The sequence below is a fragment of the Streptomyces sp. NPDC043896 genome, from assembly GCF_056435605.1.
The window spans coordinates 286,761-309,626 of record NZ_JBWKEE010000007.1; the positions used below are offsets into that span (position 1 = coordinate 286,761).

14 protein-coding genes and 1 pseudogene are annotated in these 22,866 nt (G+C 73.3%); 7 read left to right on the forward strand and 8 right to left on the reverse strand.

The annotated features are described in order from the left end of the window. Positions 1-193 precede the first annotated feature (193 nt). The 5 genes from AC069X_RS13155 to AC069X_RS13175 form a co-directional block, all read right to left on the reverse strand. Entirely contained in the window at positions 194-1,216 is a 1,023-nt protein-coding gene (locus AC069X_RS13155) for a LacI family DNA-binding transcriptional regulator (RefSeq protein WP_478728037.1), read from the reverse strand. Continuing rightward, positions 1,204-2,793, reverse strand: coding sequence for a glycoside hydrolase family 13 protein (locus AC069X_RS13160; protein ID WP_478728039.1), 1,590 nt, complete (start codon positions 2,791-2,793; stop codon positions 1,204-1,206). The genes AC069X_RS13155 and AC069X_RS13160 overlap by 13 nt, the downstream gene beginning before the upstream one ends. Before the next feature lie 163 nt (positions 2,794-2,956). Then, a complete protein-coding gene (locus AC069X_RS13165) occupies positions 2,957-3,823 on the reverse strand; it encodes a sugar ABC transporter permease (protein ID WP_478728041.1) in 867 nt (288 codons plus the stop codon). A 2-nt stretch (positions 3,824-3,825) separates the two neighbouring features. After that, positions 3,826-4,902: a carbohydrate ABC transporter permease gene (locus tag AC069X_RS13170; protein ID WP_478728043.1), complete on the reverse strand. Its 1,077-nt coding sequence runs from the start codon at positions 4,900-4,902 to the stop codon at positions 3,826-3,828. 8 nt (positions 4,903-4,910) lie between these two features. Next, positions 4,911-6,185: an extracellular solute-binding protein gene (locus AC069X_RS13175; protein WP_478728045.1), complete on the reverse strand. Its 1,275-nt coding sequence runs from the start codon at positions 6,183-6,185 to the stop codon at positions 4,911-4,913. A 222-nt stretch (positions 6,186-6,407) separates the two neighbouring features. Here AC069X_RS13175 and AC069X_RS13180 point away from each other — a divergent pair, with 222 nt between their 5' ends. The 3 genes from AC069X_RS13180 to AC069X_RS13190 all read left to right on the forward strand — a co-directional run bounded on the left by AC069X_RS13180 (position 6,408) and on the right by AC069X_RS13190 (position 10,221). Continuing rightward, positions 6,408-8,180, forward strand: coding sequence for a glycoside hydrolase family 13 protein (locus AC069X_RS13180; protein ID WP_478728047.1), 1,773 nt, complete (start codon positions 6,408-6,410; stop codon positions 8,178-8,180). Between the two features lie 26 nt (positions 8,181-8,206). Then, the gene (locus AC069X_RS13185; RefSeq protein ID WP_478728049.1) at positions 8,207-9,238 is read left to right on the forward strand and encodes a LacI family DNA-binding transcriptional regulator; all 1,032 of its coding nucleotides are present in this window, start codon (positions 8,207-8,209) and stop codon (positions 9,236-9,238) included. A gap of 95 nt (positions 9,239-9,333) precedes the next feature. Beyond that, positions 9,334-10,221, forward strand: a complete 888-nt coding sequence (locus AC069X_RS13190) for a phosphatase PAP2 family protein (protein WP_478728051.1) — start codon at positions 9,334-9,336, stop codon at positions 10,219-10,221. Between the two features lie 55 nt (positions 10,222-10,276). On the opposite strand, the gene AC069X_RS13195 is transcribed toward AC069X_RS13190, so the two are convergent. Next, positions 10,277-11,860, reverse strand: a complete 1,584-nt coding sequence (locus tag AC069X_RS13195) for an amidohydrolase (RefSeq protein WP_478728053.1) — start codon at positions 11,858-11,860, stop codon at positions 10,277-10,279. Next, positions 11,782-13,378: pseudogene (locus AC069X_RS13200) on the reverse strand (APC family permease). The gene AC069X_RS13195 and the pseudogene AC069X_RS13200 overlap by 79 nt, the downstream one beginning before the upstream one ends. Positions 13,379-13,486: 108 nt before the next feature. Here AC069X_RS13200 and AC069X_RS13205 point away from each other — a divergent pair. Continuing rightward, positions 13,487-14,083: a TetR/AcrR family transcriptional regulator gene (locus AC069X_RS13205; protein ID WP_478728055.1), complete on the forward strand. Its 597-nt coding sequence runs from the start codon at positions 13,487-13,489 to the stop codon at positions 14,081-14,083. 201 nt (positions 14,084-14,284) lie between these two features. Further along, positions 14,285-14,881: a dihydrofolate reductase family protein gene (locus tag AC069X_RS13210; protein WP_478728057.1), complete on the forward strand. Its 597-nt coding sequence runs from the start codon at positions 14,285-14,287 to the stop codon at positions 14,879-14,881. A gap of 87 nt (positions 14,882-14,968) precedes the next feature. Here the strand turns inward: AC069X_RS13210 and AC069X_RS13215 are convergent, their stop codons facing one another. Beyond that, positions 14,969-17,956: a bifunctional [glutamine synthetase] adenylyltransferase/[glutamine synthetase]-adenylyl-L-tyrosine phosphorylase gene (locus AC069X_RS13215; RefSeq protein WP_478728059.1), complete on the reverse strand. Its 2,988-nt coding sequence runs from the start codon at positions 17,954-17,956 to the stop codon at positions 14,969-14,971. Positions 17,957-18,149: 193 nt separating this feature from the next. Here AC069X_RS13215 and AC069X_RS13220 point away from each other — a divergent pair, with 193 nt between their 5' ends. Together AC069X_RS13220 and AC069X_RS13225 are read left to right on the forward strand one after the other, a co-directional pair. Continuing rightward, a complete protein-coding gene (locus AC069X_RS13220; protein ID WP_478728061.1) occupies positions 18,150-20,567 on the forward strand; it encodes a PIG-L family deacetylase in 2,418 nt (805 codons plus the stop codon). Positions 20,568-20,770: 203 nt separating this feature from the next. After that, the gene (locus AC069X_RS13225) at positions 20,771-22,849 is read left to right on the forward strand and encodes a PIG-L family deacetylase (RefSeq protein ID WP_478728063.1); all 2,079 of its coding nucleotides are present in this window, start codon (positions 20,771-20,773) and stop codon (positions 22,847-22,849) included. The last annotated feature ends 17 nt before the right edge of the window (positions 22,850-22,866 follow it).

Below are 22,866 nucleotides of genomic sequence, written 5' to 3' on the forward strand. Positions count from 1 at the left end.
GATCACGAAGTGACGCGACGAAGGAGCGCCCTTGAGGGACCGGGCCGACACGGAACGACGATGGGACTGACGGGAAACCCCCAGCCCCTCCCCGACCCGGCCCAAGGGGATACCGCCCCCTGGCCCCCGGCCCGCAGACGAGGGGCGGGTGGGCAGCCACCAAACCCGCCCCCCACCCCTACGCCCCCACCCTCTACACCCCCACCCCCCGTACCGTCCCCGTCGAGCCCCTCACCACCAGCTCCGGCTGGAAGACGTACTCCGTGCGCTGGACCGGGGTGCCCGCCACCGCCTCCAGGAGGGCTCCGACCGCCGCCGTGGCCATCGCGCGGACCGGCTGGCGGACGGTCGTCAGCGGGGGGTCCGTGAAGGCGATCAGCGGGGAGTCGTCGAAGCCGACCACCGAGACGTCCTCCGGGACGCGCAGCCCCCGTTCGCGGGCGGCGCGGATGACGCCGAGGGCCATCATGTCGCTCGCGCAGACCACCCCGGTGCAGCCGCGCTCCAGCAGGGCGCCGCCCGCGGCATGCCCTCCCTCGACGGTGAACAGGGTGCGCTGGACCAGGCCTTCCTTCGCGGCGTCGGGCCGCACCGCCAGGAACCCCTGTTCCTTGCGGGCCGAGGGGACGTACCGCGTCGGGCCGATGGCCAGCCCGATGCGCCGGTGTCCCAGTTCCTCCAGGTGCCGTACGGCCATCTCCGCCGCCGCCCGGTCGTCCGGGGACACGAACGGGGCGCTGACGGCCTCGTTGAAGCCGTTGATCAGCACGAACGGCAGCCCGCGCGCGGACAGCCGCTGGTAGCGGGCCGGGTCCTGGGACGCGTCCGCGTGCAGGCCGGACAGGAAGACGATCCCGGTGACGCCCCGCTCTTCCAGCTGCTCGACCAGTTCGTCTTCCGTCGCCCCGCCCGGGGTCTGGGTGCACAGCACCGGCGTGTACCCGTGCCCGGCCAGCGCCTGCTCGATGACCTGCGCGAACGCCGGGAAGATGGGGTTGGTGAGCTCCGGGATCAGCAGCCCCACCAGTCCGTTGCTGCGCCGTTTCAGCCGCACGGGCCGTTCGTACCCGAGCAGGTCCATGGCGGCCAGCACCCGGTGCCGGGTGCCGGCCGCCACGCCCGCCTTGCCGTTGAGCACGCGGCTGACGGTCGCCTCGCTGACCTGGGCCTGCGAGGCGATGTCCGTCAGCCGCAACGGGGAGCTCACCCCTGCCACCACACCGCCGTGTCACCGGGCAGGACGTCGGGGTCCGGCTGCTCGCCGCTCGACAGCAGCACGACGCCCGGCGCGGGCATCCGTACGGCGGCGGCCGTGGTGTTGGCCGCGCACACGAAGCCGCCCCGGCGGAACATCAGCACCCCCTCGGGCGCGTCCAGCCACTCCACGGCGTCGCCCGCGCCCAGGTCCCGGTGCTCGCGCCGGATCCGCAGGGCGGTGCGGTACAGCTCCAGGGTGGACGCGGCGTCGCCGGTCTGCGCCTCGACGCTCAGCCCCGCCCACTCCTCGGGCTGCGGCAGCCAGCTGCCGCCGGCGCCGAAGCCGTAGGGGGCCTGGTCGCCGGACCACGGGATGGGGACGCGGCAGCCGTCGCGCAGCCCGTCCTGGCCGTTCGCCTTGAAGAACGAGGGGTCCTGGCGCACCTCGTCCGGCAGGTCGGTGACCTCGGGCAGGCCGAGCTCCTCGCCCTGGTAGACGTACGCGGACCCGGGCAGCGCCAGCATCAGCAGCGCGGCCGCCCGCGCCCGCTCCAGGCTGCCGAATCGGGTCCGGTGGCGGACCACGTCGTGGTTGGACAGCACCCAGGTGGTGGGCGCGCCGACGGGCCGCATGGCGTCCAGCGACGCGTCGATGGTGGCGCGGAGTGCCGCGGCGTCCCAGCCGGTGGTCAGGTAGTGGAAGTTGAAGGCCTGGTGCAGTTCGTCGTGGCGGACGTAGAGGGCGGTGCGCTCGACGTTGGGGGCCCAGGCCTCGGCGACGCCGATGCGGTCGCCGGCGTACTCGTCGAGCACGGTCCGCCAGGCCCGGTAGATCTCGTGGACGCCGTCCTGGTCGAAGAAGGGCAGTACCTGGTTGCCGAGCAGCTTGAGCTGCTCGTCCCGGCCGAGGTCCGGCAGTCCGGCGGCCTTGACCAGCCCGTGGGCGACGTCGATCCGGAAGCCGTCCACTCCCAGGTCGAGCCAGAACCGGAGCACGGACCGGAACTCGTCCTGTACGGCGGGGTGTTCCCAGTTGAAGTCGGGCTGCTCGGGGGCGAAGAGGTGGAGGTACCACTCCCCGTCCTCGACGCGCGTCCACGCCGGGCCGCCGAAGATGGACTCCCAGTCGTTGGGCGGCTCCTCGCCCGTCTCGCCCTTGCCGGGCCGGAAGTGGAAGCGTTCGCGCAGGGTGCTGCCGGGGCCTTCCCGCAGCGCCTGCTTGAACCATTCGTGCTGGTCGGAGCAGTGGTTGGGGACGAGGTCGACGATGATCCGCAGGCCCAGGGCGTGTGCTTCGCGGATCACGGCGTCGGCGTCGTGCAGGGTGCCGAACATGGGGTCGATGGCCCGGTAGTCGGCGACGTCGTAGCCGGCGTCGGCCTGCGGGGAGGCGTAGAAGGGGCTGAGCCAGACGGCGTCGACTCCCAGGTCGCGCAGGTAGGGGAGCCGGCTGCGGATGCCTTCGAGGTCCCCCATGCCGTCCCCGTTGGAGTCGGCGAAGCTGCGCGGATAGACCTGGTAGATCACCGCGTCTCTCCACCAGCCGGGCTGGGTCCCGGTCGGGGTGGGGAGTGCGTCGGCGAGGTGCTGGGTCATGGTGTCCTTGAGAGGTCGGGCCGGCAACGGAAGACGAACGAACGGAACCTCCAGCCGCGGGAGCTCCGGGTGCGGAGTTCCCGGGGACGGAGTTCCCGAGGGCGGAATACCGCGTACGAAGTACCGCGTGCGGGACTCGGACACGGATGCGGACGCCGGGTGGTCAGCCCTTGGTGGCGCCCGCCGTCATGCCGGCGACGAGGTGACGCTGGGCGAAGAGGAAGAAGACGGCCGCCGGGATCGCGATGAGGACGGAAGCCGCGCTCATGGCGCCCCAGTTGGAGGTGTACTGCGTGACGAAGGTCTGCAGCCCGCCCGCGAGGGTGAGGTTCTCCTCGCCGACCATGAAGGCGGAGGCGTAGGCGACCTCGCCCCAGGCCGTGATGAAGGCGTAGAAGCCGGTCACGGCGAGGCCGGGCTTGGCGAGCGGCAGGATCAGGCGCCAGAAGGTGCCGAAGGGGTTGAGCCCGTCGACGCGGCCGGATTCGTCGATCTCGACCGGGATCGTGTCGAAGAAGCCCTTCATCATCCAGGCGCAGAACGGTACGGCGATGGTGAGGTACGTGATGATCAGGCCGAGCGGCTGGTTCAGCAGCCCGAGCTCTCCCATCAGGTTGTAGAGCGGGACGATCAGGATGGCCATGGGGAACATCTGCGTGATGAGCAGGGTCCACATGAGGGGCTTCATGCCGGGGAACTTGAAGCGGCTGACGGCGTAGCCGGTGGTGGCGGCGATGAAGACGCCGAGCACGGTGGTGACGCCCGCGACCAGGACGGAGTTCCAGAACCAGCTGAGGAAGTGGCTGTCCTCCAGCAGGTGCGAGTAGTTCGCGAGGGTCGGTTCCTTCACGAAGTCCGTGGTGATCGCGTGCTGGGCCGGCTTGATCGAGGTCAGCAGGATCCACAGCACGGGGAAGACGGCGATGACGGACGCGACGACGAGCGTGGCGTGCAGGCCGAAGGAGGCGAGCGGGGAGCGGGCGCCGCGCGCCCGGACCTTCCGCCCGGCGGGGGTCTCGGTCGTGGCCACGGTCACCACACCTCTCCCTGCTTGCGCAGCGAACGCCGGTAGACCAGCGCGAAGATCATGAGCAGGCCGAGGATCAGCACGCCCCAGGTCGCGGAGCCGGCGAAGTCGCGCGGGCTCTCGATGAAGGCCTCGCGGAAGGCCTGGGTCACCAGGATCTCGGTGGAGTCGCCGGGGCCGCCCCGCGTGAGCAGGAAGATCACCGGGAACATGTTGAAGGTCCAGATGGTGGAGAGCAGGATCACCGTCATGCTCACGGCGCGCAGTCCGGGCAGGGTGATGTGCCGGAAGCGCTGCCAGGGGCCGGCGCCGTCCATCTCGGCGGCCTCGTACAGCTCGCCGGGGATGGACTGGAGGCCGCCGAGGAGGGCGACCATCATGAAGGGGACGCCGAGCCAGACGTTGACGGCGATGACGGCGAGCTTGGCCCAGGTGGGGTCGTCGAGCCACGGCACGGCCGCGATGCCGCCGCCGTCGAGGACCTTGTTGAGGATGCCGTTGTCGCGGTTGAAGAGGAACCGCCAGGCGAAGACGGAGACGAAGCCGGGCACGGCCCAGGGCAGGATGAGCGCCATCCGGTAGGCGGCGCGGCCCCGGAACTGCCGGTTGAGCATGTTGGCCAGGGTGAGGCCGAGGACGAAGGTGACCGACACGCACGCGACGGTCCACACCACCGTCCACACCAGCCGCTGCCAGAACACGGGGTCGCCGAGGACCGCCGTGTAGTTGTCGAGGCCGACGAACTCGTAGGTGGCCTCGATGTGGCGCACGCCGATGGTGCGGGCGACGTTGCGCTCGCTGGCGTTCGTCAGCGACAGGTAGACGCCGCGGACGAGGGGCCAGCCGACGATCACGCCGAGGACGAGCACGACCGGGGCGACCATGGCCCACGCGTACCAGTGCGTGGCGAGGGCGCGGCCGATGCCGCCGCGCGGGCTTCGGCCCGGCGTGCTCGCGCCGCGCGTGCTTCCGCCGCTTCCGCGGTCGCTTCCGGTGGCAGTCGTGCGGCTGGGGCCGCGGGCGGCGAGGGTCGTCTCGCCGTCCGCGGCCTTCGCCACCGACCGGCTGGTGTCAGCAGCCATGGTTCGTACTACTTCCAGCCCTTGAGGATCTTGCGGAACTCGGCGCCGGCCGCCTTGGCCGCGTCCTCGGGGCTGGACGCCCCGGTGACGGCCTTGGTGTATTCGATCTTCAGCGGCTCGAAGAGGGAGCCGTTCTCCGGGATCCAGGCGCGCTCGACGGCCTTGTCCACGGCGGGCTTGAAGAACTGGACCATCTCGCTGCTCTTGACGTCCGGCTGCTCGTAGGCGGCGGTGCGCGTCGGGAGCAGGCTCAGCTCCTTGGCGGACTGGACCTGGACCTCCTGGGAGGTCATGTACTCGACGAAGGCGTGCGCGGCGGCGGTGTTCTTGGAGCCCGCGTACACGGCGAGGTCGTGGCCGCCCTGCGGGGCGCCGGCCTTGGCGGAGCCGGCCGGGACGGGGGCGACGCCGAGGTTGGCCTTGTCCTTGAACTGGTCGCCCGCGTAGCTGTCGGCGACGGCCCAGGGGCCGTTGATCATCATGGCGACCTCCCCGGACTTGAAGGCGGTCTGCATGTTGGTCCAGCCGTCGGTCGCGTTGGTGACCGCCGCGCCGGAGGTGACCAGGTCGCGGGCGGCCTTGAAGCCCTTGACGCCGGCCGGGTTGTCGACGGTGACCGTCTTGGTCTTGGCGTCGACGAGGTCGCCGCCCTCGCCGTAGATGAAGGGCAGGAACCAGTAGGAGTCGTCGCCGCGCAGGTAGAGGCCGGTCTTGCCGGTCTTGGCCTTGATGGCGGTGGCGGCGGTCTTCAGCTCCTCAAGGGTCTTGGGGGGCTGGACGCCGGCGTCGGCGAGCATCTTCTTGTTGTAGAAGAGGCCGAGGGTGTCGATGACCTGCGGGACGGCGAAGGTCTTGCCCTCGTACTTGCCGCTGGCGGCGGCCTGCGGCAGGAACTCGGCGTCGATCTTCTTCGCGGTCTCGGCCGGGACCTCGTCGAGGTAGCCGAGGGAGGCGAAGTCGGCGACCCAGCCGACGTCGGCGCGGATCACGTCGGGAGCGTCGGCGCCGCTGCTGAAGGCGTTCTTGACCTTGTTCTGCGCGTCGCCGTAGGGCACGTTGACGTACTTGACGGTCACCTTCGGGTGCTTCGCGGTGAAGGCCTCGGCGATCTTCTGGAAGCTCGCCTTCTCGGCCTCGTTCGACGTGTCCCACCAGGTGACCGTGCCGGACAGCTCGCCGCCGGCCTTCGTCTCGCCACCGTCGCCCTTGGTGTCACCGCCGCAAGCCGTCGCCGCGAGCGCCAGGGTCGCGACCAGCGCGGTGGCCGCTATGCCACGCCGCATATGAACTCCTTCGATGATCCCGGCCGCGCCCTCGCGGTCCCGAGTTGCGAGGAACGTAACAAGCCTGAAAGCCGACGGAAAGGCCTTGCGGCAATTTTCTGCAAGCGGAGCTGATCGTTACATCCGTGTGTCCCTACGGTTGCCGCAGCTTGCTGTTAGTTCGAGTCCGCTTCGATTGCGCAGGCCCGCAACCACGGGGCGTGTACGCGCGTTGACTCGGTCATGAACCACGAGTTGACGGCCCTCCCGCTTGCAAGAGCTTCCAGCAACCCTTCCAGCAGCCCGACCGTGAGCGGGGGCTGGTGGCGCGATGCCGTCATCTACCAGGTGTACGTCCGCTCCTTCGCCGACAGCGACGGCGACGGCGTCGGAGACCTGCGCGGGGTGCGCGAGCGGCTCCCGCACCTGGCCCGGCTGGGCGTGGACGCCGTGTGGCTGACCCCCTTCTACGTGTCCCCGCAGGCGGACGGCGGCTACGACGTCGCCGACTACCGGGCCGTCGACCCCCTCTTCGGCGACCTCGCCGACGCCGACGACCTGGTCCGGTCCGCGCACGCGCTGGGCCTGCGGGTGATCGTCGACGTGGTGCCGAACCACACCTCCGAGGCCCACCCCTGGTTCCGGGAGGCCCTCGCGGGCGTGCCCGGTGCCCGCGAGCGGTACCTGTTCCGCCCGGGGCGCGGGGCGGGCGGGGCGCTGCCGCCCAACGACTGGGAGTCGGTCTTCGGGGGTCCGGCCTGGACCCGGGTCCCGGACGGCGACTGGTACCTGCACCTCTTCGCCCCCGAGCAGCCCGATCTGAACTGGGAGAATCCGGAGGTCGCGGAGGAGTTCGCCTCGGTGCTGCGCTTCTGGCTCGACCTGGGGGTGGACGGCTTCCGGGTGGACGTGGCGCACGGGATGGTCAAGGCCCCGGGCCTGCCGGACATCGGCCGGGGCGCGCAGGCCACGCTGATCGGCACCGAGCCGCTGCCCTTCTTCGACCAGGACGGGGTGCACGCCATCCACCGCGCCTGGCGGCGGCTGCTCGACGGGTACGAGGGCCGGCGGATCGGGGTCGCGGAGGCCTGGGCGCCGACCTCGGAGCGGCTCGCGCTGTACGTCCGGCCCGACGAAATGCACCAGGCCTTCAACTTCCGGTTCCTGAACTGCCCCTGGGACCCGGCCGCGATGCGGACCGTCATCGACGAGTCCCTGGCCGCCACCGCCTCCGTGGGCGCCCCCACCACCTGGGTGCTGTCCAACCACGACGTCGTCCGGCACGTCACGCGGTACGGGGGCGGGGCGCGGGGTCTGGCCCGGGCGCGGGCGGCGGCGCTGCTGATGCTGGCGCTGCCCGGGTCCGCGTACGTCTACCAGGGCGAGGAGCTCGGCCTGCCGGAGGTGACGGACCTCCCGGACGCGGCCCGCCAGGACCCGGCGTTCCGCCGCGGGCGGCGCCGGGACGCGGAACGGTCCGGGGGCACGGCGGCGGCCGGCCCCGCCGCGGAGGCCGCGGCCGGGGCGGACGCCGAGGGGCAGGACGGGCTGCGCGACGGGTGCCGGGTGCCGATCCCGTGGTCCGGCGACGAGCCCCCGTACGGCTTCGGCCCCGGCGGCAGCTGGCTGCCGCAGCCCGCCGGCTGGGCGGGGCTGAGCGTCGCCGCGCAGACCGGCGACCCGCACTCCACGCTGGAGCTGTACCGCGCCGCCCTGGAGCTGCGCCGGGCCATCCCCGGCCTGGGCGCGCCCGAGGCGGGGCAGGGCGGCTGTCCCGAGGAGTGGCCCGGGACGGGGGCGGGGCCCGCGGTGTTCACCCGGGGCATGCGCTGGCGACCCGCGCCCGAGGGCGTTCTCCTCTTCACCCGCCCCGGCTTCGCCTGCACCCTCAACACCCGGCCGACCCCCGTCGAGCTCCCCTCCCCCGGCCGGCCGGTGCTGTCCAGCGCCCCGGTGGAGACGGACGGCCGTACGGTCCGTCTTCCCGCGGATTCGTGCACGTGGTGGGCTTTGTGAGCCCGCTACCGGTACAGTCCCATCCCGTGACCGCACGGCTAGCCGACATCGCAGCCCAGGCGGGGGTCAGCGAAGCCACAGTCAGCCGCGTGCTCAACGGCAAGCCCGGCGTGGCCGCGGGCACCCGCGAGTCCGTGCTGGCCGCGCTCGACGTGCTCGGCTACGAGCGGCCCGTGCGGCTGCGGCAGCGCAGCGCGGGCCTCGTCGGGCTGATAACCCCCGAGCTGGACAACCCCATCTTCCCGGCACTGGCGCAGGTCATCGGCCAGGCCCTGACCCGGCAGGGGTACACGCCGGTGCTGGCCACCCAGACGCCCGGCGGGTCCACCGAGGACGAACTGACCGAGATGCTGGTGGACCGGGGGGTCTCCGGGATCATCTTCGTCTCCGGACTGCACGCCGACACCACCGCCGACATGGGCCGCTACGACCAACTGCGCGGCCAGGGCGTCCCGTACGTCCTGATCAACGGCTTCTCCGACAAGGTGCGGGCCCCCTTCGTCTCCCCCGACGACCGGGCCGCGATGCAGCTCGCCGTGACCCACCTGACGGCGCTGGGGCACACCCGGATCGGGCTCGCGGTCGGACCGAAGCGGTTCGTGCCGGTGCTCCGCAAGATCGAGGGCTTCCGCGTGGCGATGCGGGAGCGGCTGGGGGTCGGCGAGGCCGAGGTGGAGGAGCTGGTCCAGCACTCCCTCTACACCCTGGAGGGCGGCCAGGCCGCGGCGGCCGCGCTCATCGGGCGGGGCTGCACGGCGGTGGTGTGCGCGAGCGACATGATGGCGCTGGGCGCGATCAGGGCGGCCCGGCAGCAGGGGCTGCGGGTGCCGCAGGACGTGTCGGTGGTCGGCTTCGACGACTCCCCCCTCATAGCGTTCACCGATCCCCCGCTGACCACGATCCGGCAGCCGGTGCACGCCATGGGTCAGGCGGCGGTGCGGACCCTGCTGGAGGAGATCGGCGGTACGCCGGCCCCGCACAGCGAGTTCGTGTTCCTCCCGGAACTGGTGGTGCGCGGCTCGACGGCCTCGGGGCCGGCGCAGCGGCGTACCCCCTAGGGGTTCGCGGGTAGTCCGTGAGGCTGAGCGGAGGCGCCGAAGACCGTCCCGAGGGATGATCGAAGGCGGGAAGTCATCTGGCAGACTCTCTCCCCATGGGTGAAGCGAGCGTGAAGACACTGGAAACCCGGACGGACGTCTCGTCACCCATCGCGGTGGAGCACGAGGCCCGTCCGGAGCCGGACCGCGCGCTCCTGACCCGGCTGCGGGCCCCGCGGCGGCCGCGGATCTGGTTCGAGATCCTGCTGATCGCCGTCAGCTACTGGACGTACTCGCTGATCCGCAACGCCGTGCCCGAGCAGAAGGCGGCGGCGCTCGCGAACGCGGACTGGATCTGGTCCGTGGAGCGGGGACTCGGCATCGCCGTGGAGCAGTCCGTCAACCACGCCGTGAACTCCGTGACGTGGCTGATCGTGGGCATGAACTACTACTACGCGACGCTGCACTTCATCGTGACCATCGGCGTGCTGGTGTGGATCTACCGTTTCCATCCGGGGCGCTACGCCGCCACCCGTCTCGTCCTCTTCGCCACCACGGGCGTCGCCCTGGTCGGCTACTACTTCTACCCGCTGGCGCCGCCCCGGCTGATGAACGGGGAGCGCTTCATCGACACCGTGCTGGTGCACCACACCTGGGGCTCGATGGCCTCGGGGAACCTCAAGCACATGTCGAACCAGTACGCGGCGATGCCCTCCATGCACATCGGGTGGTCGCTGTGGTGCGGGCTGACGATCTTCGCGGTGGCCTCCGCGCCGTGGGCGCGGATCCTGGGGCTGCTGTACCCGGCGGCGACCCTGGTCGTGATCGTGGCCACCGCCAACCACTTCTGGCTCGACGCCGTCGGCGGCGTGCTGTGCCTGGCCTTCGGGTACTTCGTCTCCCGCGCCTGGTACGGATCGCTGCCGCACCGGCTGCCGCGCCGGCCGGTGCACACCGGTCCGCACCCGGCGTCGGAGCTGCTGACCCGCTTCCGCCGGGCCTAGGGCCGGGCGGCGCGGGGCAGCCGGGGGTTTGCGGCAGGCCCCGGGACCCGGCCCGTCAGATCCCGTCGCGGTGGGTGATGCGGCCGCCTGACACGGTCAGGCGTACCGGGGTCTCCGCGAGTTCGTCGGCGGGGGTCGTGACCGGGTCGAGGGCGAGGGCCGTCAGGTCCGCGCGGAAGCCCGGGGCGATCCGGCCCGCGACGGCCTGCTCGCCCGCCGCGAGGGCCGCGTGGGAGGTCATGCCCTCCAGTGCCATCAGCCCGGTGAGGGTCCGGCCGCCGGACGCGGCGCCGCGGGGGCTCAGGGCGGTGGCGAGGACCTGGCGGGCGTCGTGGTGGGCGATGGGCCAGTCGGAGCCGAGGGCGAGGACCGCGCCCGCGTCGCGCAGGTCCCGGCAGCGCCAGGCGCGGCCGGCCCGTTCGTCGCCGAGCCGCCGGGACCACTCGTCGGTGTGGTCGGCCCGGGTGTAGGCGGTGTGCGGGGGCTGCATGGAGGCGATGACCCCGAGTTCGGCGAAGCGCTTGAGCTGGTCGTCGGGGACGGTCTCGATGTGTTCGATGCGGTGCCGCATGCGGGCCCCTTCGCCGAGGGCGGCGACCGTGTCCAGGACGTGCCGGACGGCGGCGTCGCCGATGGCGTGGGTGGCGGTGCGGACCCCGGCCGCGTCGAGGACGCGTACGGCCCGCGCGTACGCGCGGGGGTCGGGCCAGAAGGCGTCGGTGCCCTGGCCGTGGCAGTCGGCGTGCTCCAGCCAGGCGGTGCCTCCCTCGACGGTGCCGTCCATGAAGAACTTGACGCCGCCGACCCGCCAGTGGCGTCCGTGCACGCCCTGGAGGGCGATCAGCTCCTCCAGGGCGGCGTCGTCGGTGCCGGGCATGCACCAGGGGGCCAGGCGCAGCCGCAGCGGCAGGTCCGTCTCGTACTCGACGGTGGCGAGGAGGGCGGGTACGTCTCCGTCTCCGAGGTCCATGACGTGGGCGCCGGTGAGGCCGGTGGCGGCCATGGCGTCGAGGAGGGCGAGGAGGCGGGTGCGCCGCTCGGCGGGTCCGGGCTTGGGGGCGAGGGCGCCGACGAGGGACATCGCCGCGTGTTCGACGAGGTGCCCGGTGGGGCGGCCGTCGGCGTCGCAGACGATCTCGGAGCGCTGGGCGAAGGCGCGCGGGCCGGTGACGCCGGCGGCGGCCAGGGCGGGGCCGGTGGCGAGGGCGGAGTGGCCGTCGTAGAGGCGCAGGAAGGCGGGGGTGCCGTCGAGGACGTCCTCGACGAGGTCCCGGTCGACGGGGCGGCCGCCGAAGGCGTTGTGGTCGAGGCCGAAGCCGAGGACCCAGCCGCCGGTGCGGGCGGCGGTGCGCAGGGCGGCGCGCAGCTGGTCGAGGTCCCGGACGGCCGAGAGGTCGGTGCCGGTGGCCATTTCGACGCCCCAGACGGGGTGGCTGTGGGCGTCGGTGAGGCCGGGGGTGAGGGTGGCGCCGCCGAGGTCGAGGACCTGGGTGCCGGGGCCGCGCCAGTCGCGTACGTCGTCCTCGTCTCCGACGGCGGTGATCTCGCCGCCGCGCAGGGCTACCGCGCGGGCTTCGGGGCGTGCGGGGTCGAGGGTGCGGACGCGGGCTCCGGTGAGGACGGTGTCGGCAGCGGGCACGGCGGGTGTTCTCCTTCGGTTGCGGGCTCTTCGGCGAAGCGGGCGTAGACGTCGGGGCGGCGGGTCTTGAGCCGCTGGGCGAGGGCGAGGCCGGCGAGGAAGACGGCGGGTACGAGGGCGACGAGGACGGTGTTGACGGTGGTGGAGGCCGCCGTGAAGAGGTCGACCTTGGAGATGACCAGGCCGATGGCGGCGGTGAGCAGTACCGCGGCGGTGACGGGTGCGACGAGGGTGCGCCAGGGTCCTTCCGCGTGGGCGGTGCGGCGGAAGTAGACGGGTACGGCGATCGCGGTCAGCAGCATCAGTGCCATGAGGCCGATCATGCCGGGGGTGTTCACCCAGAGCAGGAGCTGCTGGTAGGGGTCGGCTCCGGCGAGGGCGAAGCCGAGGACGACGACGGCGCCGAGCGCGGTCTGGACGGCTCCGGCCACGTACGGGGAGCGGTGGCGGGGGTGCACGCGGCCGAGGGCGGCGGGCAGGACGCCCTCTTCGGCGAGGGCGAGGGCGTAGCGGTTGATGGCGTTGTGGAAGGCGAGGAGGGAGGCGATGACGCTGGTGACGATGAAAGAGGTGCATCAGGTCGGCCGCCCAGGAGCCGACGTAGGTGGTGATGGCGGTGAAGAAGAGGCCGCCGGGGTCGTCGGCGGCGGCCTTGACGACTTCCTCGGTGCCGAAGGCCTGGATGACGGTCCAGACGGTGAAGGCGTAGAAGAGGCCGAGGAAGGCGACGGCGATGTAGGTGGCGCGGGGGATGGTGCGGTCGGGGTCGCGGGCTTCGCGGCGGTAGATGACGGTGGATTCGAAGCCGGTGAAGGCGGCGAAGGCGAAGGCGAGGACGGCGGCGGTGCCGGGGACGAGGACGGCGCCGGGGGCGAAGGACCCGGCGGAGAGCCCGTGGGCCCCGCCCTTGACCAGCACTCCGGCGGCGAGGAGGACGAGTATCCCGGTTTCGGCGACGAGGAGGACGCCGAGGAGTTTCGCGCCGAAGTCGATGGAGCGGTAGCCGCCGTACCAGATGAGGAGGAGGCCGGCGAGGGAGACGGGCAGCCAGGGGGTGTCGGTCCCGGCGAGGGCGCGGCCGGTGTCGGCGGTGGTGGTGCCGAGGAGTCCGTAGACGCCGATCTCCATGCCGTTGTAGCCGATGAGGGCGAGGAGGGCGGCGCCGATGCCGACGCGCTTGCCGAGGCCGCGGGTGATGTAGGCGTAGAAGGCGCCGCCGCTGCGGACGTGGCGGCTCATGGTGGTGAAGCCGACGGCGAAGACGGCGAGGGTGATGCCGGCGAGGAGGTAGCCGGCGGGGGCGCCGGTGCCGCCGAGGAGGATCGCGATGGGGGCGACGCCGGCCATGACGGTGAGGGGGGCGGCGGCGGAGACGACGAAGAAGGAGATGTCGGCGGTGCCGAGGGCGGCGCGGCGCAGGTCGGGGGCGGCCGGGGCCGCGTCGGGCGCGGGTGAGGCGGGCGCGGGTGAGGGCTCGGGTGCTGCGGGCGCGGGTGAGGGCTCGGGTGCTGCGGGCATGGCGGGGCCCTTCTGCTGGGGAGGCAGAGAAACCTAAAGGCTTTCGGTTCGCGGCAATGTAGCCTCCGGTTCTGGCGTACGGGAAGACCTCACCGCGGGAGAGAACCGATGGCACGGCCACGCACCCCCCTGATCGACCGGGAGCGGATCGCTGCCGCCGCCCTGCAACTGGTGGCGGAGCAGGGCGAGTTCAGCGTTCCCCAGGTGGCCCGGGCGCTGGGGGTGCAGACGGCTTCCCTGTACCACCACGTGGACGGCCGGGCGGGCGTGGTGGAGCTGATACGGGAGCGGGTGTGCTCCGCGATCGACGATTCCACGCTGGCGGGCTCACCGTGGGACCGGGCGCTGGAGGAGTGGGCCCGCTCGTACCGGTCGGCGTTCGCCGCCTATCCGCGCGCGATCCCGCTGCTGATGACCACCCCGGTCCGGGCCCCGAAGGTGCTGGCGCACTACGAGCGGGCGGTGGGTCTGCTGCGTGCGGCCGGGTTCGCCGAGCCGCAGGTGATGCCGCTGCTGACGGGCCTGGAGAACCTGGTCCTGGGCTCGGCGCTGGACCTGGCCGCCCCGGAGGCCATGTGGGAGCCCTCGGAGCGGACTCCGCTGCTGGCCTCCGCGCTGGCGAGCGTCGGCCCGCGCCGCGCGGACGCGGCCTTCGACATGGCCCTGGAGGCGTTCCTGGCGCACGCGCGGACCCTGCTGGGGTAGGGGCGTGCGTTCACCTGCATTCATTGCAATGACCTGCCCGCCGCGGACTTGCGTTCAGTGCAGATCCGTTGCAACGATTTTCGCCATCTGACCAGCATCTTGGGTCACTTGAGAGGTTCTTTCGATTGCCTGGAGCCTGAACGCTCCATAGCTTTCCCCTGTCACACACGCACCCGAGGGATCAGGAAGCGAGGCATTCCCATGCGCATCGTGCTGGGTGAGTTCATCAGCCTGGACGGAGTCGTCCAGGCACCAGGTGGCCCGGAGGAGGACACCGACGGGGGCTTCGCCCACGGCGGGTGGACGCACCCGTTCTTCGACCCGGAGGTGATGGGCGGGGCGATGGCCGAATGGGCCGCCGCCACCGACGCCCTGCTGTTCGGGCGCCGCACCTGGCAGGTCATGGCCGGGGCGTGGCCGGGGCGGACCGGCGACCCCTTCTCCGACCACATGAACGCCGTCGCGAAGTACGTCGTGTCCGACACCCTCGGCGAGTCCGACCTGACGTGGAACAACACCACGCTCATCCCGGCCGACGAGGCCCTCGCGCGGATCCGCAAGCTCCGCGAGGGCGAGGGACGCGACCTGGTGGTCATGGGCAGCGCCTCGCTCGCACGGACCCTGCTGGCCGAGGACCTGGTCGACGAACTCCGGCTGATGATCATGCCGGTGCTGCTCGGCGGCGGCAAGAAGCTCTTCCCGGACGACGGCGTGCTGCGCACGTTCGAGCTGGCCTCGACGGTCACCACCGGCACCGGCGTCCACGTCTCCACCTACCGCCGGGCGGCGGAGGCGTAAGGCGGCCGCGGCCGGCCGCCCCCCGGCGGGGGCGGCCGGCCCGCACCGGGGCCCCGCACCGGGGCCCCGCCCGCGTCGGGGCCGGGCCTACGACCCGTAGAAGAGGTCGTCCACCACCGCGCGGGCGCGGCGGGTCGTGCGCCGGTACTCCTCCAGCATCTCGCCGACGCGGCCCTCCGGGTAGCCCAGGTAGCGGCCTACGGCGGCCAGTTCGCGGGCGTCCGAGGGGAAGGTGTCGCCGGCCCGGCCGCGGACCAGCATGACGGCGTTGCGGACGCGGGTGGCGAGTACCCAGGCCTCGTCGAGGATCTGCGCCTCCTCGGTCGGGATCAGCCCGGCGGCGTGGGCGGCGGCCAAGGCCTGGCGGGTACGGGTGGTGCGCAGGCCCGGTTCGGCCCAGGCGTGCCGCATCTGGAGCAGCTGGACGGTCCACTCGACGTCGCTCAGCCCGCCGCGGCCCAGCTTGGTGTGCAGGGTGGGGTCCGCGCCGCGCGGCAGGCGTTCGGACTCCATGCGGGCCTTGAGGCGGCGGATCTCGCGGACGGCGTCCTCGCCGAGGCCTTCGACGGGGTAGCGCAGCGGGTCGATCAGCTCGATGAAGCGGCTGCCGAGGTCGAGATCGCCGGCGACGGGCTCGGCGCGCAGCAGGGCCTGGCTCTCCCAGGTCAGGGACCAGCGCCGGTAGTACGCGGCGTAGGAGGCCAGGGTGCGTACGAGGGGTCCGGAGCGGCCCTCAGGACGCAGGTCGGCGTCGATGAGCAGCGGCGGGTCCGCGGTGGGCAGCTGGAGCAGCCTGCGCATCTCGGCGATGACGGTCTGGGCCGCCTTGGCGGCCTCCTGTTCGTCGACGCCCTCGCGGGGTTCGTGGACGAAGAGGACGTCGGCGTCGGAGCCGTAGCCCAGCTCGTGGCCGCCGAAGCGGCCGACGCCGATGACGGCGAAGCGGGTGGGCAGGGTCTCGCCCCAGTGGTCGCGCACGGCGGCGCGCAGGGCTCCGGCGATGGTGGCGGCGGTGAGCTCGGAGACGGCGTCGCCGACGCGGTCGACGAGGGCGCCGCAGTCCTTCTCGGCGGGGCTGTCCTCGGTGCCGTAGGAGGCGATGATGTCGGCGGCGGCGGTGCGGAAGAGTTCGCGGCGGCGGACCCCTCGGGCGGCGGCGACGGCGGCTTCCCCGCTGTCGGCGCGGCCGACGGCGGCGAGCACCTCCTGTTCGAGGGCCTCGTGCGTACGGGGCTGGAGGCCTTCGGGGTCGCCGAGCAGGGCGACGGCCTCGGGCGCGCGCATGAGGAGGTCGGGGGCGAGGCGTCCGGCGGAGAGCACGCGGGCGAGGTTCTCGGCGGCGGCTCCCTCGTCGCGCAGCAGGCGCAGGTACCAGGGGGTCTTGCCGAGGGCGTCGGAGACCTTGCGGAAGCCCAGGAGTCCGGCGTCCGGGTCGGCGGAGTCGGCGAACCAGCCGAGGAGGACCGGCAGCAGGGTGCGCTGGATGGCGGCCTTGCGGCTGACGCCGGAGGCGAGGGCCTCCAGGTGGCGCAGGGCGGAGGCCGGGTCGGCGTAGCCGAGGGCTTCGAGGCGCTGGCCGGCGGCGCGGGGGGAGAGCCGGGTCTCGCCGGGGGCGAGCTGGGCGACGGCGTCGAGCAGGGGCCGGTAGAAGAGCTTCTCGTGGAGGCGGCGCACGACGGAGGCGTGCCGGCGCCAGGCCTTGTTGAGTTCGGCGACGGGTTCGGTGCGCAGGCCCATGGAGCGGCCGAGGCGGCGCAGGTCGGCGTCGTCCTCGGGGACGAGGTGGGTGCGGCGCAGCCGGTAGAGCTGGATGCGGTGCTCCATGGCGCGCAGGAAGCGGTACGCGTCGTGCAGCTGGGCGGCGTCGGCGCGGCCGACGTAGCCGCCCGCGGCGAGGGCGTGCAGGGCGTCGAGGGTGGTGCCGGAGTGCAGGGTGGCGTCGGTGCGGCCGTGGACGAGCTGGAGCAGCTGGACGGCGAACTCGACGTCGCGCAGGCCGCCGGGGCCGAGCTTGAGTTCCCGGTCGACCTGGGCGGCGGGGATGTTGTCGACGACGCGGCGGCGCATCTTCTGGACGTCGGCGACGAAGTTCTCGCGTTCGGCGGCCTGCCAGACCAGGGGCGTTATGGCCTCGACGTACTGGGCCCCCAGGTCGGGGTCGCCGGCGACGGCGCGGGCCTTGAGGAGGGCCTGGAACTCCCAGGTCTTGGCCCAGCGCTGGTAGTAGGCGAGGTGGGAGGAGAGGGTACGGACGAGGGGGCCGTTGCGGCCCTCGGGGCGGAGGTTGGCGTCGACGGGCCAGATGCTGCCCTCGACGGTGGTCTCCGAGCAGATCCGCATCAGGTGGGAGGCGAGGCGGGTGGCGGCCTGGAGCGCCTTGTGCTCCTCCGCCCCGCCGACGGCCTCCCCGACGAAGATCACGTCGACGTCGGAGACGTAGTTGAGCTCGTTGCCCCCGCACTTGCCCATGGCGATGACGGCGAGGCGGCACTGGACGGCGTCCTCGGGGGCGGCGGCGGTCGCCATGCGCAGGGCCGCGCGCAGGGTGGCGGTGGCGAGGTCGGCGAGTTCGGCGGCGGTCTGGGCGACGTCGGTGGTGCCGCAGACGTCGCGGGCGGCGATGGAGAGCAGGCAGCGGCGGTAGGCGATGCGCAGCGCGACGGGGTCGTGGGCGTCGGCGAGGCCCTGCTCGAACTCGGCGAGCCCGGGGTGCAGGTCGGCGGCCTCGTAGGTGACGAGGGCCTGCCAGTCGCGGGGGTGGCGGGTGAGGTGGTCGGCGAGGGCTTCGGAGGCGCCGAGCACGCCGAGGAGCCGGTCGCGCAGGGGTTTGGCGCTGACGAGGGTGTCGAGGAGCAGGGGCAGCTCCTCGGGCGGCTGGGCCTCTGCGAGGCGGACCAGGCCGTGGAGGGCGAGGTCGGGGTCGGCGGTGGCGCCGAGGGCGTCGAGGAGGACCGGGTCGGCGCGTACGGCGGCCAGCGCGTCGGCGTCGAGGAGCCGGGCGGCGTGCGTGGGGTCGGTGAACCCGCTGCGCAGCAGCCTGATGAACGTGCTGCTCCTGCGTCCCGGGACTGTCATCCCGCCGCCTCCCGAGTGTCTCGCGCCCGCCGGTGGGTCTGGCCGGCCTGGGGGCGAGCCTAGCCGGAGCAGGCGTTCGACTCACCGGGCACCGTGGCCGATATCATGAGGCGGATTATCGGATTATCTGCTTACTTGTAGATCTATGCCTGAGGGGGCCCGGTCCCCACCCGACCGGCCGCGAGGAGCCCCCATGTCCGACGGACCCGTCCGCTCCGCCGCGACGCCGTCCCCCTCGCCAGAACCCGACCTCCCCTCGACCGGGCCTGCACGCGTCCCCCAGCAGCGCGCGTCCTCCGCCCTCCCCGAGGCCCCGGAGGACGGCACCGACGCGGCGGCGGAGCGCGGGACCGCGGCGGCTGCGGAGCCCGGGACCGCGGCGGAGGAGCCCGGTCCGGCTGCGGAGGGGCCCGGCCCGGCGGAGGGGCCCGGCCCGGCTGCGGAAACCCCCGCGGGCGGGGCCGTCGCGGCGACGGCCCGGCCGGCTGCGGCCGCCCGTCCGGCCGGGGGCCACCCCACCGCGCGGAAGGTCGTCAAGGCCGTCGGCTTCGTCGCCGCCACCGTCGCCGGCAGCATGCTCATGATCCGCGGCAACGAGGCCCTCGCCGCCCTCGGCACACCCACCACCGCCGACTCCAGGGCCACCACGGCCACCGCCGTGGACGCCCCCGACCCCGGCCGGGTGCTCCAGATCGTCGCCCACCCCGACGACGACCTGTACTTCATGAACCCGGACCTGCGGTACTCCATAGCCGCCGGCCACCCCGTCACCACCGTCTACCTCACCTCCGGCGAAGCCGACGGCATCAACGCCGGCGCCGCCAAGCACGCCTCCACCCCGCCCGACAAGCCCGCGTACGCCGAGGCCCGCCAGAACGGCATCCGCGCCGCCTACGCCAAGATGGCCACCGGCGACCGCACCAGCGCCTGGAAGCGCACGGTGGTCCCGACCAAGGGCGGCGGACACGCCGAGGTCGACATCCTCGTCGCCAAGCCCGAGGTCAACCTCGTCTGGCTCCAGCTCCGCGAGGCCGGCAACGTCTACGCCGACGTCCCCGACAGCCTCCACGGCCTGTGGGACGGCCGCGTCCCGCACCTGGAGTCGGTACTCGCCTCCGGCTCCCCGGTCCGGCACGGGTTCACGTACACCAAGGACCAGGTCGTCCGGACCATCGAGGGAATCCTGGAGCGGTACCGGCCCACCACCATCCGCGCCCAGGACCCGACCCCCGGCCGCTTCCCGGACACCAAGCGGTACACGGACCACCAGGACCACTTCTACGGCGCCCGGTTCGCGCAGCTCGCCACCGCCGCCTACGCGGAAGAGGTCAAGGACCGCCCGCACTTCACCGTGCAGAACTACATCGGCTACTTCAACGGCTCGCTCCCCAGCACCCTCGACCCCGGCGAGGCCAAGGAGAAGCTGGACATCCTGGACACCTACGCCTGGCTCGACCAGCAGAACCACTGCGGCAGCGAGGCCGGCTGCGGCGACCTGAAGGTCGCCGACCGCCCCTCGGGCAACCGCTGGACGCAGACCGTCAACTACGCGCGCGGCACCAGCACCTCATGGCTGGCCTCCGACGGCGACCACGGCCTGTGGGCCTTCAAGGTGCTCGACGGCCAGGTCGCCGTCTGGCACCGCAGCGGCCTCATCGGCAGCTGGACCGGCCCCCGCCTGCTCCCCGGAACCGGGATGGACCAGGGCATATCCACCGTCACCCTGAAGGACGGCCGGATCGCCGCCTTCGGCACCCGCACCTCCTTCGGCGACAAGCCGGCCGACTACCGGCGCGAGGTCGTGTACGCGGTCCAGCACGCCCCCGGCTCCGGCGAGTTCGGCCCCTGGCAGTCCCTCGGCACCCCGGAGGGCGCCGACGACACCTGGACCTCCGACATCAGCGCCCCCGCCGTCTCCGTCGACGGCACCGGCGCGCTCGCCGTGTACGTGCGCGACGGCGCCGCCACCCTGCGCGGCCGCGTCCAGCGCCCCGACGGGGAGTGGGGCCCCTGGGACAGCCTCGGCGGCTCCGACCTGCACGGCACCCCGGCCACCGCGACCGACGCGGCCGGGCGGCGGATGGTCTTCGCCGCCACCACGAAGACGGTCACCGCCTGGGCGCAGCCGGAACCGGGCGCCCCGCTCGGCCCGGCCACCCCCACCGGACTGCCGGACACCACGCTCCCGCTGACGGCGCAGGGGCGCGAGGGCGGCGTGCGGCTGCTGTTCCGCAAGCCGGGCTCGGGCAACGTGCGCTCCGCGCTGGTGACCGCCGACGGTGGCCTGAAGGTGACCAACCTGACGGACCTGGGCGGGCTCCAGGGCTTCGGCCCGGTGACGGCGAGCGGGCACGTCCTGGCCGGCCGCTCCTCGGGCGGGCAGCTCGGCTCCGACGTCGGCCCCGACGGGGCGTGGCAGCGCTCGCCGCTGATGTTCGTCGGGGCCCCGTCCAGCACGATGACCGGGAAGAACCTGGTCAGCCTGGCCGTGGTCGGCCTCGACGCACGGCTGTACGTGACCTCCTCGGCGGACGACTCCGACGCGCACCTCGCGCCGTGGCAGCCGGTGGGACCCCGCAACACGGGCACGGCGCCCGCGCCCTCGTCCTGAGCCCCGTCGGCCCGGGCGCCAACGGGGTCCACGATCCGGACGGTTCGCCCCCGGCGGGACCTGCGCGGGGCACCATCACATCCGGTCGTTCTCGGAAAAGCGCGCGTCATCGGCGAATTCGGTGAACCAACTCCCCCGATTCGGCCTCTCAGTGACTGCACAGCGCTTCTTCCTGCCCGAAGCGACCTCAAGAGGCCGTGACCATGCCCCTTTCCCGCCGCCGCTTCCTCCTCGCGGCCGTGCTGCCCATGCTCACCGTGGGCGCCTCCGGTGTCCTCTCCCTCGCCTCCGGCCAGCAGACCGCGGCCGAGACCGGCGAGGGGAAGAACCCGGCCGCCGCCCTCCCCGCGAGCACCACGTCCGGCACCGTCGTCCAGATCGTCGCGCACCCCGACGACGACCTGTTCTTCATGAACCCCGACCTCAGCCGCTCCCTGCTCGCCGGGCTCCCCGTCACCACCGCCTACCTCACCTCCGGCGAGGCCGACGGCCGCAACGAGGCGCGCGGCGGCGAGGCCAAGGACCCGGAGCAGCCCGCCGACCGCGCCCAGTACGCGGAGGCCCGGCAGAACGGCATACGCTCCGCCTACGCCCAGATGGCCACCGGGGACCGCACCAGCGCGTGGAAGCGCACGGTCATACCCACCGCCGGCGGCGGACAGGCCGAGCTCGACGTCCTCGTCGCCCGCCCGCAGGTCAACCTGGTCTGGTTCCAGCTGCGCGAGGCCCGCAACCCGGCCGCCGAGAACCCGGACAGCCTGCGCGGCCTGTGGAACGGGCGGATACCGGCGCTGGAGTCGCAGCTCACCACGGGCACCCCGGTCAAGCAGCAGTTCTCGTACACCAAGGACCAGGTGGTCCAGTCGATAGCCGGGATCCTGGAGCGGTACCGGCCGACGACGATACGGATGCAGGACCCGACGCCCAACCGGTACGCGGACACCGGCAAGTACACCGACCACCAGGACCACATGTACGGGGCCCGCTTCGTGCAGGCCGCCACCGCCCTGTACGCCGAGCGGGTCGCGGACCGGCCCCGCTTCTCCGTCCAGAACTACCTCGGCTACCACAACGGCACCCTCCCGCACGCGCTGGACCCGCAGACCGCCGAGACGAAGACCGGCTTCCTGAGGACGTACGCCTGGCAGGACCGGGCCGACTACTGCGGCGGCTCCCCCTCCGGCTGCGGCGACCGCAAGGTGGCGGGCAGCCCCACCGGCCGCCACTGGGCGCAGTCGCTGCGCTACGCACGCGCCGACACCTCCGCCTGGCTCACCGAGGGCACCCCCGGCCGGCTCTGGGCCTTCGCCGCGCTGGACGGCCGGATGGCCGTCTGGAACCGCGACCCGGCCGGCGCCTGGACCGGGCCCGCGCTGCTCCCCGGCACCGGCATCGACCCCGGCGCCACCACCGCCCGCCTCCCCGACGGCCGCGTCGCCGTCCTCGCCACCCGCACCACGCTCGGGCCCCGCCCCGCCGACTACGGGCGCGAGGTGGTGTACGCGGTCCAGTCCGCGCCCGACGGCCCGTTCGGGGCGTGGATCCCGCTCGGCACCCCGGAGCCGGACGACGACTCCGGCACCTCGGCCATCAGCGCCCCCTCGGCCGCCGTCGACACCGAGGGCCGCCTCACCGTCTACCTCCGCGACACCCGCCGCACCCTGCGCGCCCGCGTCCAGCAGGCTTCGGGGGCCTTTACCGACTGGCAGCGGCTGGGCGGCGAGGACCTCCAGAGCGACCCCGTCACGGCGGTGGACTCCGCCGGCCGGCGCCACGTCTACGCCAGCACCACGAAGTCCGTCCTGGCCTGGACGCAGCCCGCCCCCGGCGCCCCGCTCGCCGGCCCGTTCCCCACCGGACTCCCCGCCACCACGGTCCCCCTCTCGGCGGCCCGGGACGGCGCGGGCATCCGGCTCTACTTCCGCCGCCCCGACTCCGGGGTGGTCCGCAGCGCGCTCGTCACGGCGGGCGCGGGCGCCCCGCAGGTCTCCAGCGTCTCCGAGTCCGGGGGCCGGGCGGGCTACGGCGCGGTCGGCGTCGCGGGCCGCACGGTGACGGGCCGCGCGGACACCGGCACCGTCGCCGCGACCACCCTGGGCGGACCGCCCGCCTGGACGGAGTCCCGGATGCTGTACGCGGGCGCCCCCTCCGCCGTCCTCGACCCGTCCGGCACCACGACCACGGCGGTCCTGGGCCTGGACGCCCTGCTCCACACCACGACCACCCGCCCCGCCTCCGCCCACCCCACCTGGCACCCGGCCGTCCTCCCGCCGACCGCCTGACCCGCCGATATCCTGGG

Excerpts from the sequence above, each read along its gene's own strand:
- AC069X_RS13160 (WP_478728039.1), bottom strand. The coding sequence starts at position 2,793 with ATGACCCAGCACCTCGCCGACGCACTCCCCACCCCGACCGGGACCCAG.
- AC069X_RS13170 (WP_478728043.1), bottom strand. The coding sequence starts at position 4,902 with ATGGCTGCTGACACCAGCCGGTCGGTGGCGAAGGCCGCGGACGGCGAG.
- AC069X_RS13175 (WP_478728045.1), bottom strand. The coding sequence starts at position 6,185 with ATGCGGCGTGGCATAGCGGCCACCGCGCTGGTCGCGACCCTGGCGCTC.
- AC069X_RS13180 (WP_478728047.1), top strand. The coding sequence starts at position 6,408 with ATGAACCACGAGTTGACGGCCCTCCCGCTTGCAAGAGCTTCCAGCAAC.
- AC069X_RS13190 (WP_478728051.1), top strand. The coding sequence starts at position 9,334 with ATGGGTGAAGCGAGCGTGAAGACACTGGAAACCCGGACGGACGTCTCG.
- AC069X_RS13205 (WP_478728055.1), top strand. The coding sequence starts at position 13,487 with ATGGCACGGCCACGCACCCCCCTGATCGACCGGGAGCGGATCGCTGCC.
- AC069X_RS13210 (WP_478728057.1), top strand. The coding sequence starts at position 14,285 with ATGCGCATCGTGCTGGGTGAGTTCATCAGCCTGGACGGAGTCGTCCAG.
- AC069X_RS13215 (WP_478728059.1), bottom strand. The coding sequence starts at position 17,956 with ATGACAGTCCCGGGACGCAGGAGCAGCACGTTCATCAGGCTGCTGCGC.
- AC069X_RS13220 (WP_478728061.1), top strand. The coding sequence starts at position 18,150 with ATGTCCGACGGACCCGTCCGCTCCGCCGCGACGCCGTCCCCCTCGCCA.
- AC069X_RS13225 (WP_478728063.1), top strand. The coding sequence starts at position 20,771 with ATGCCCCTTTCCCGCCGCCGCTTCCTCCTCGCGGCCGTGCTGCCCATG.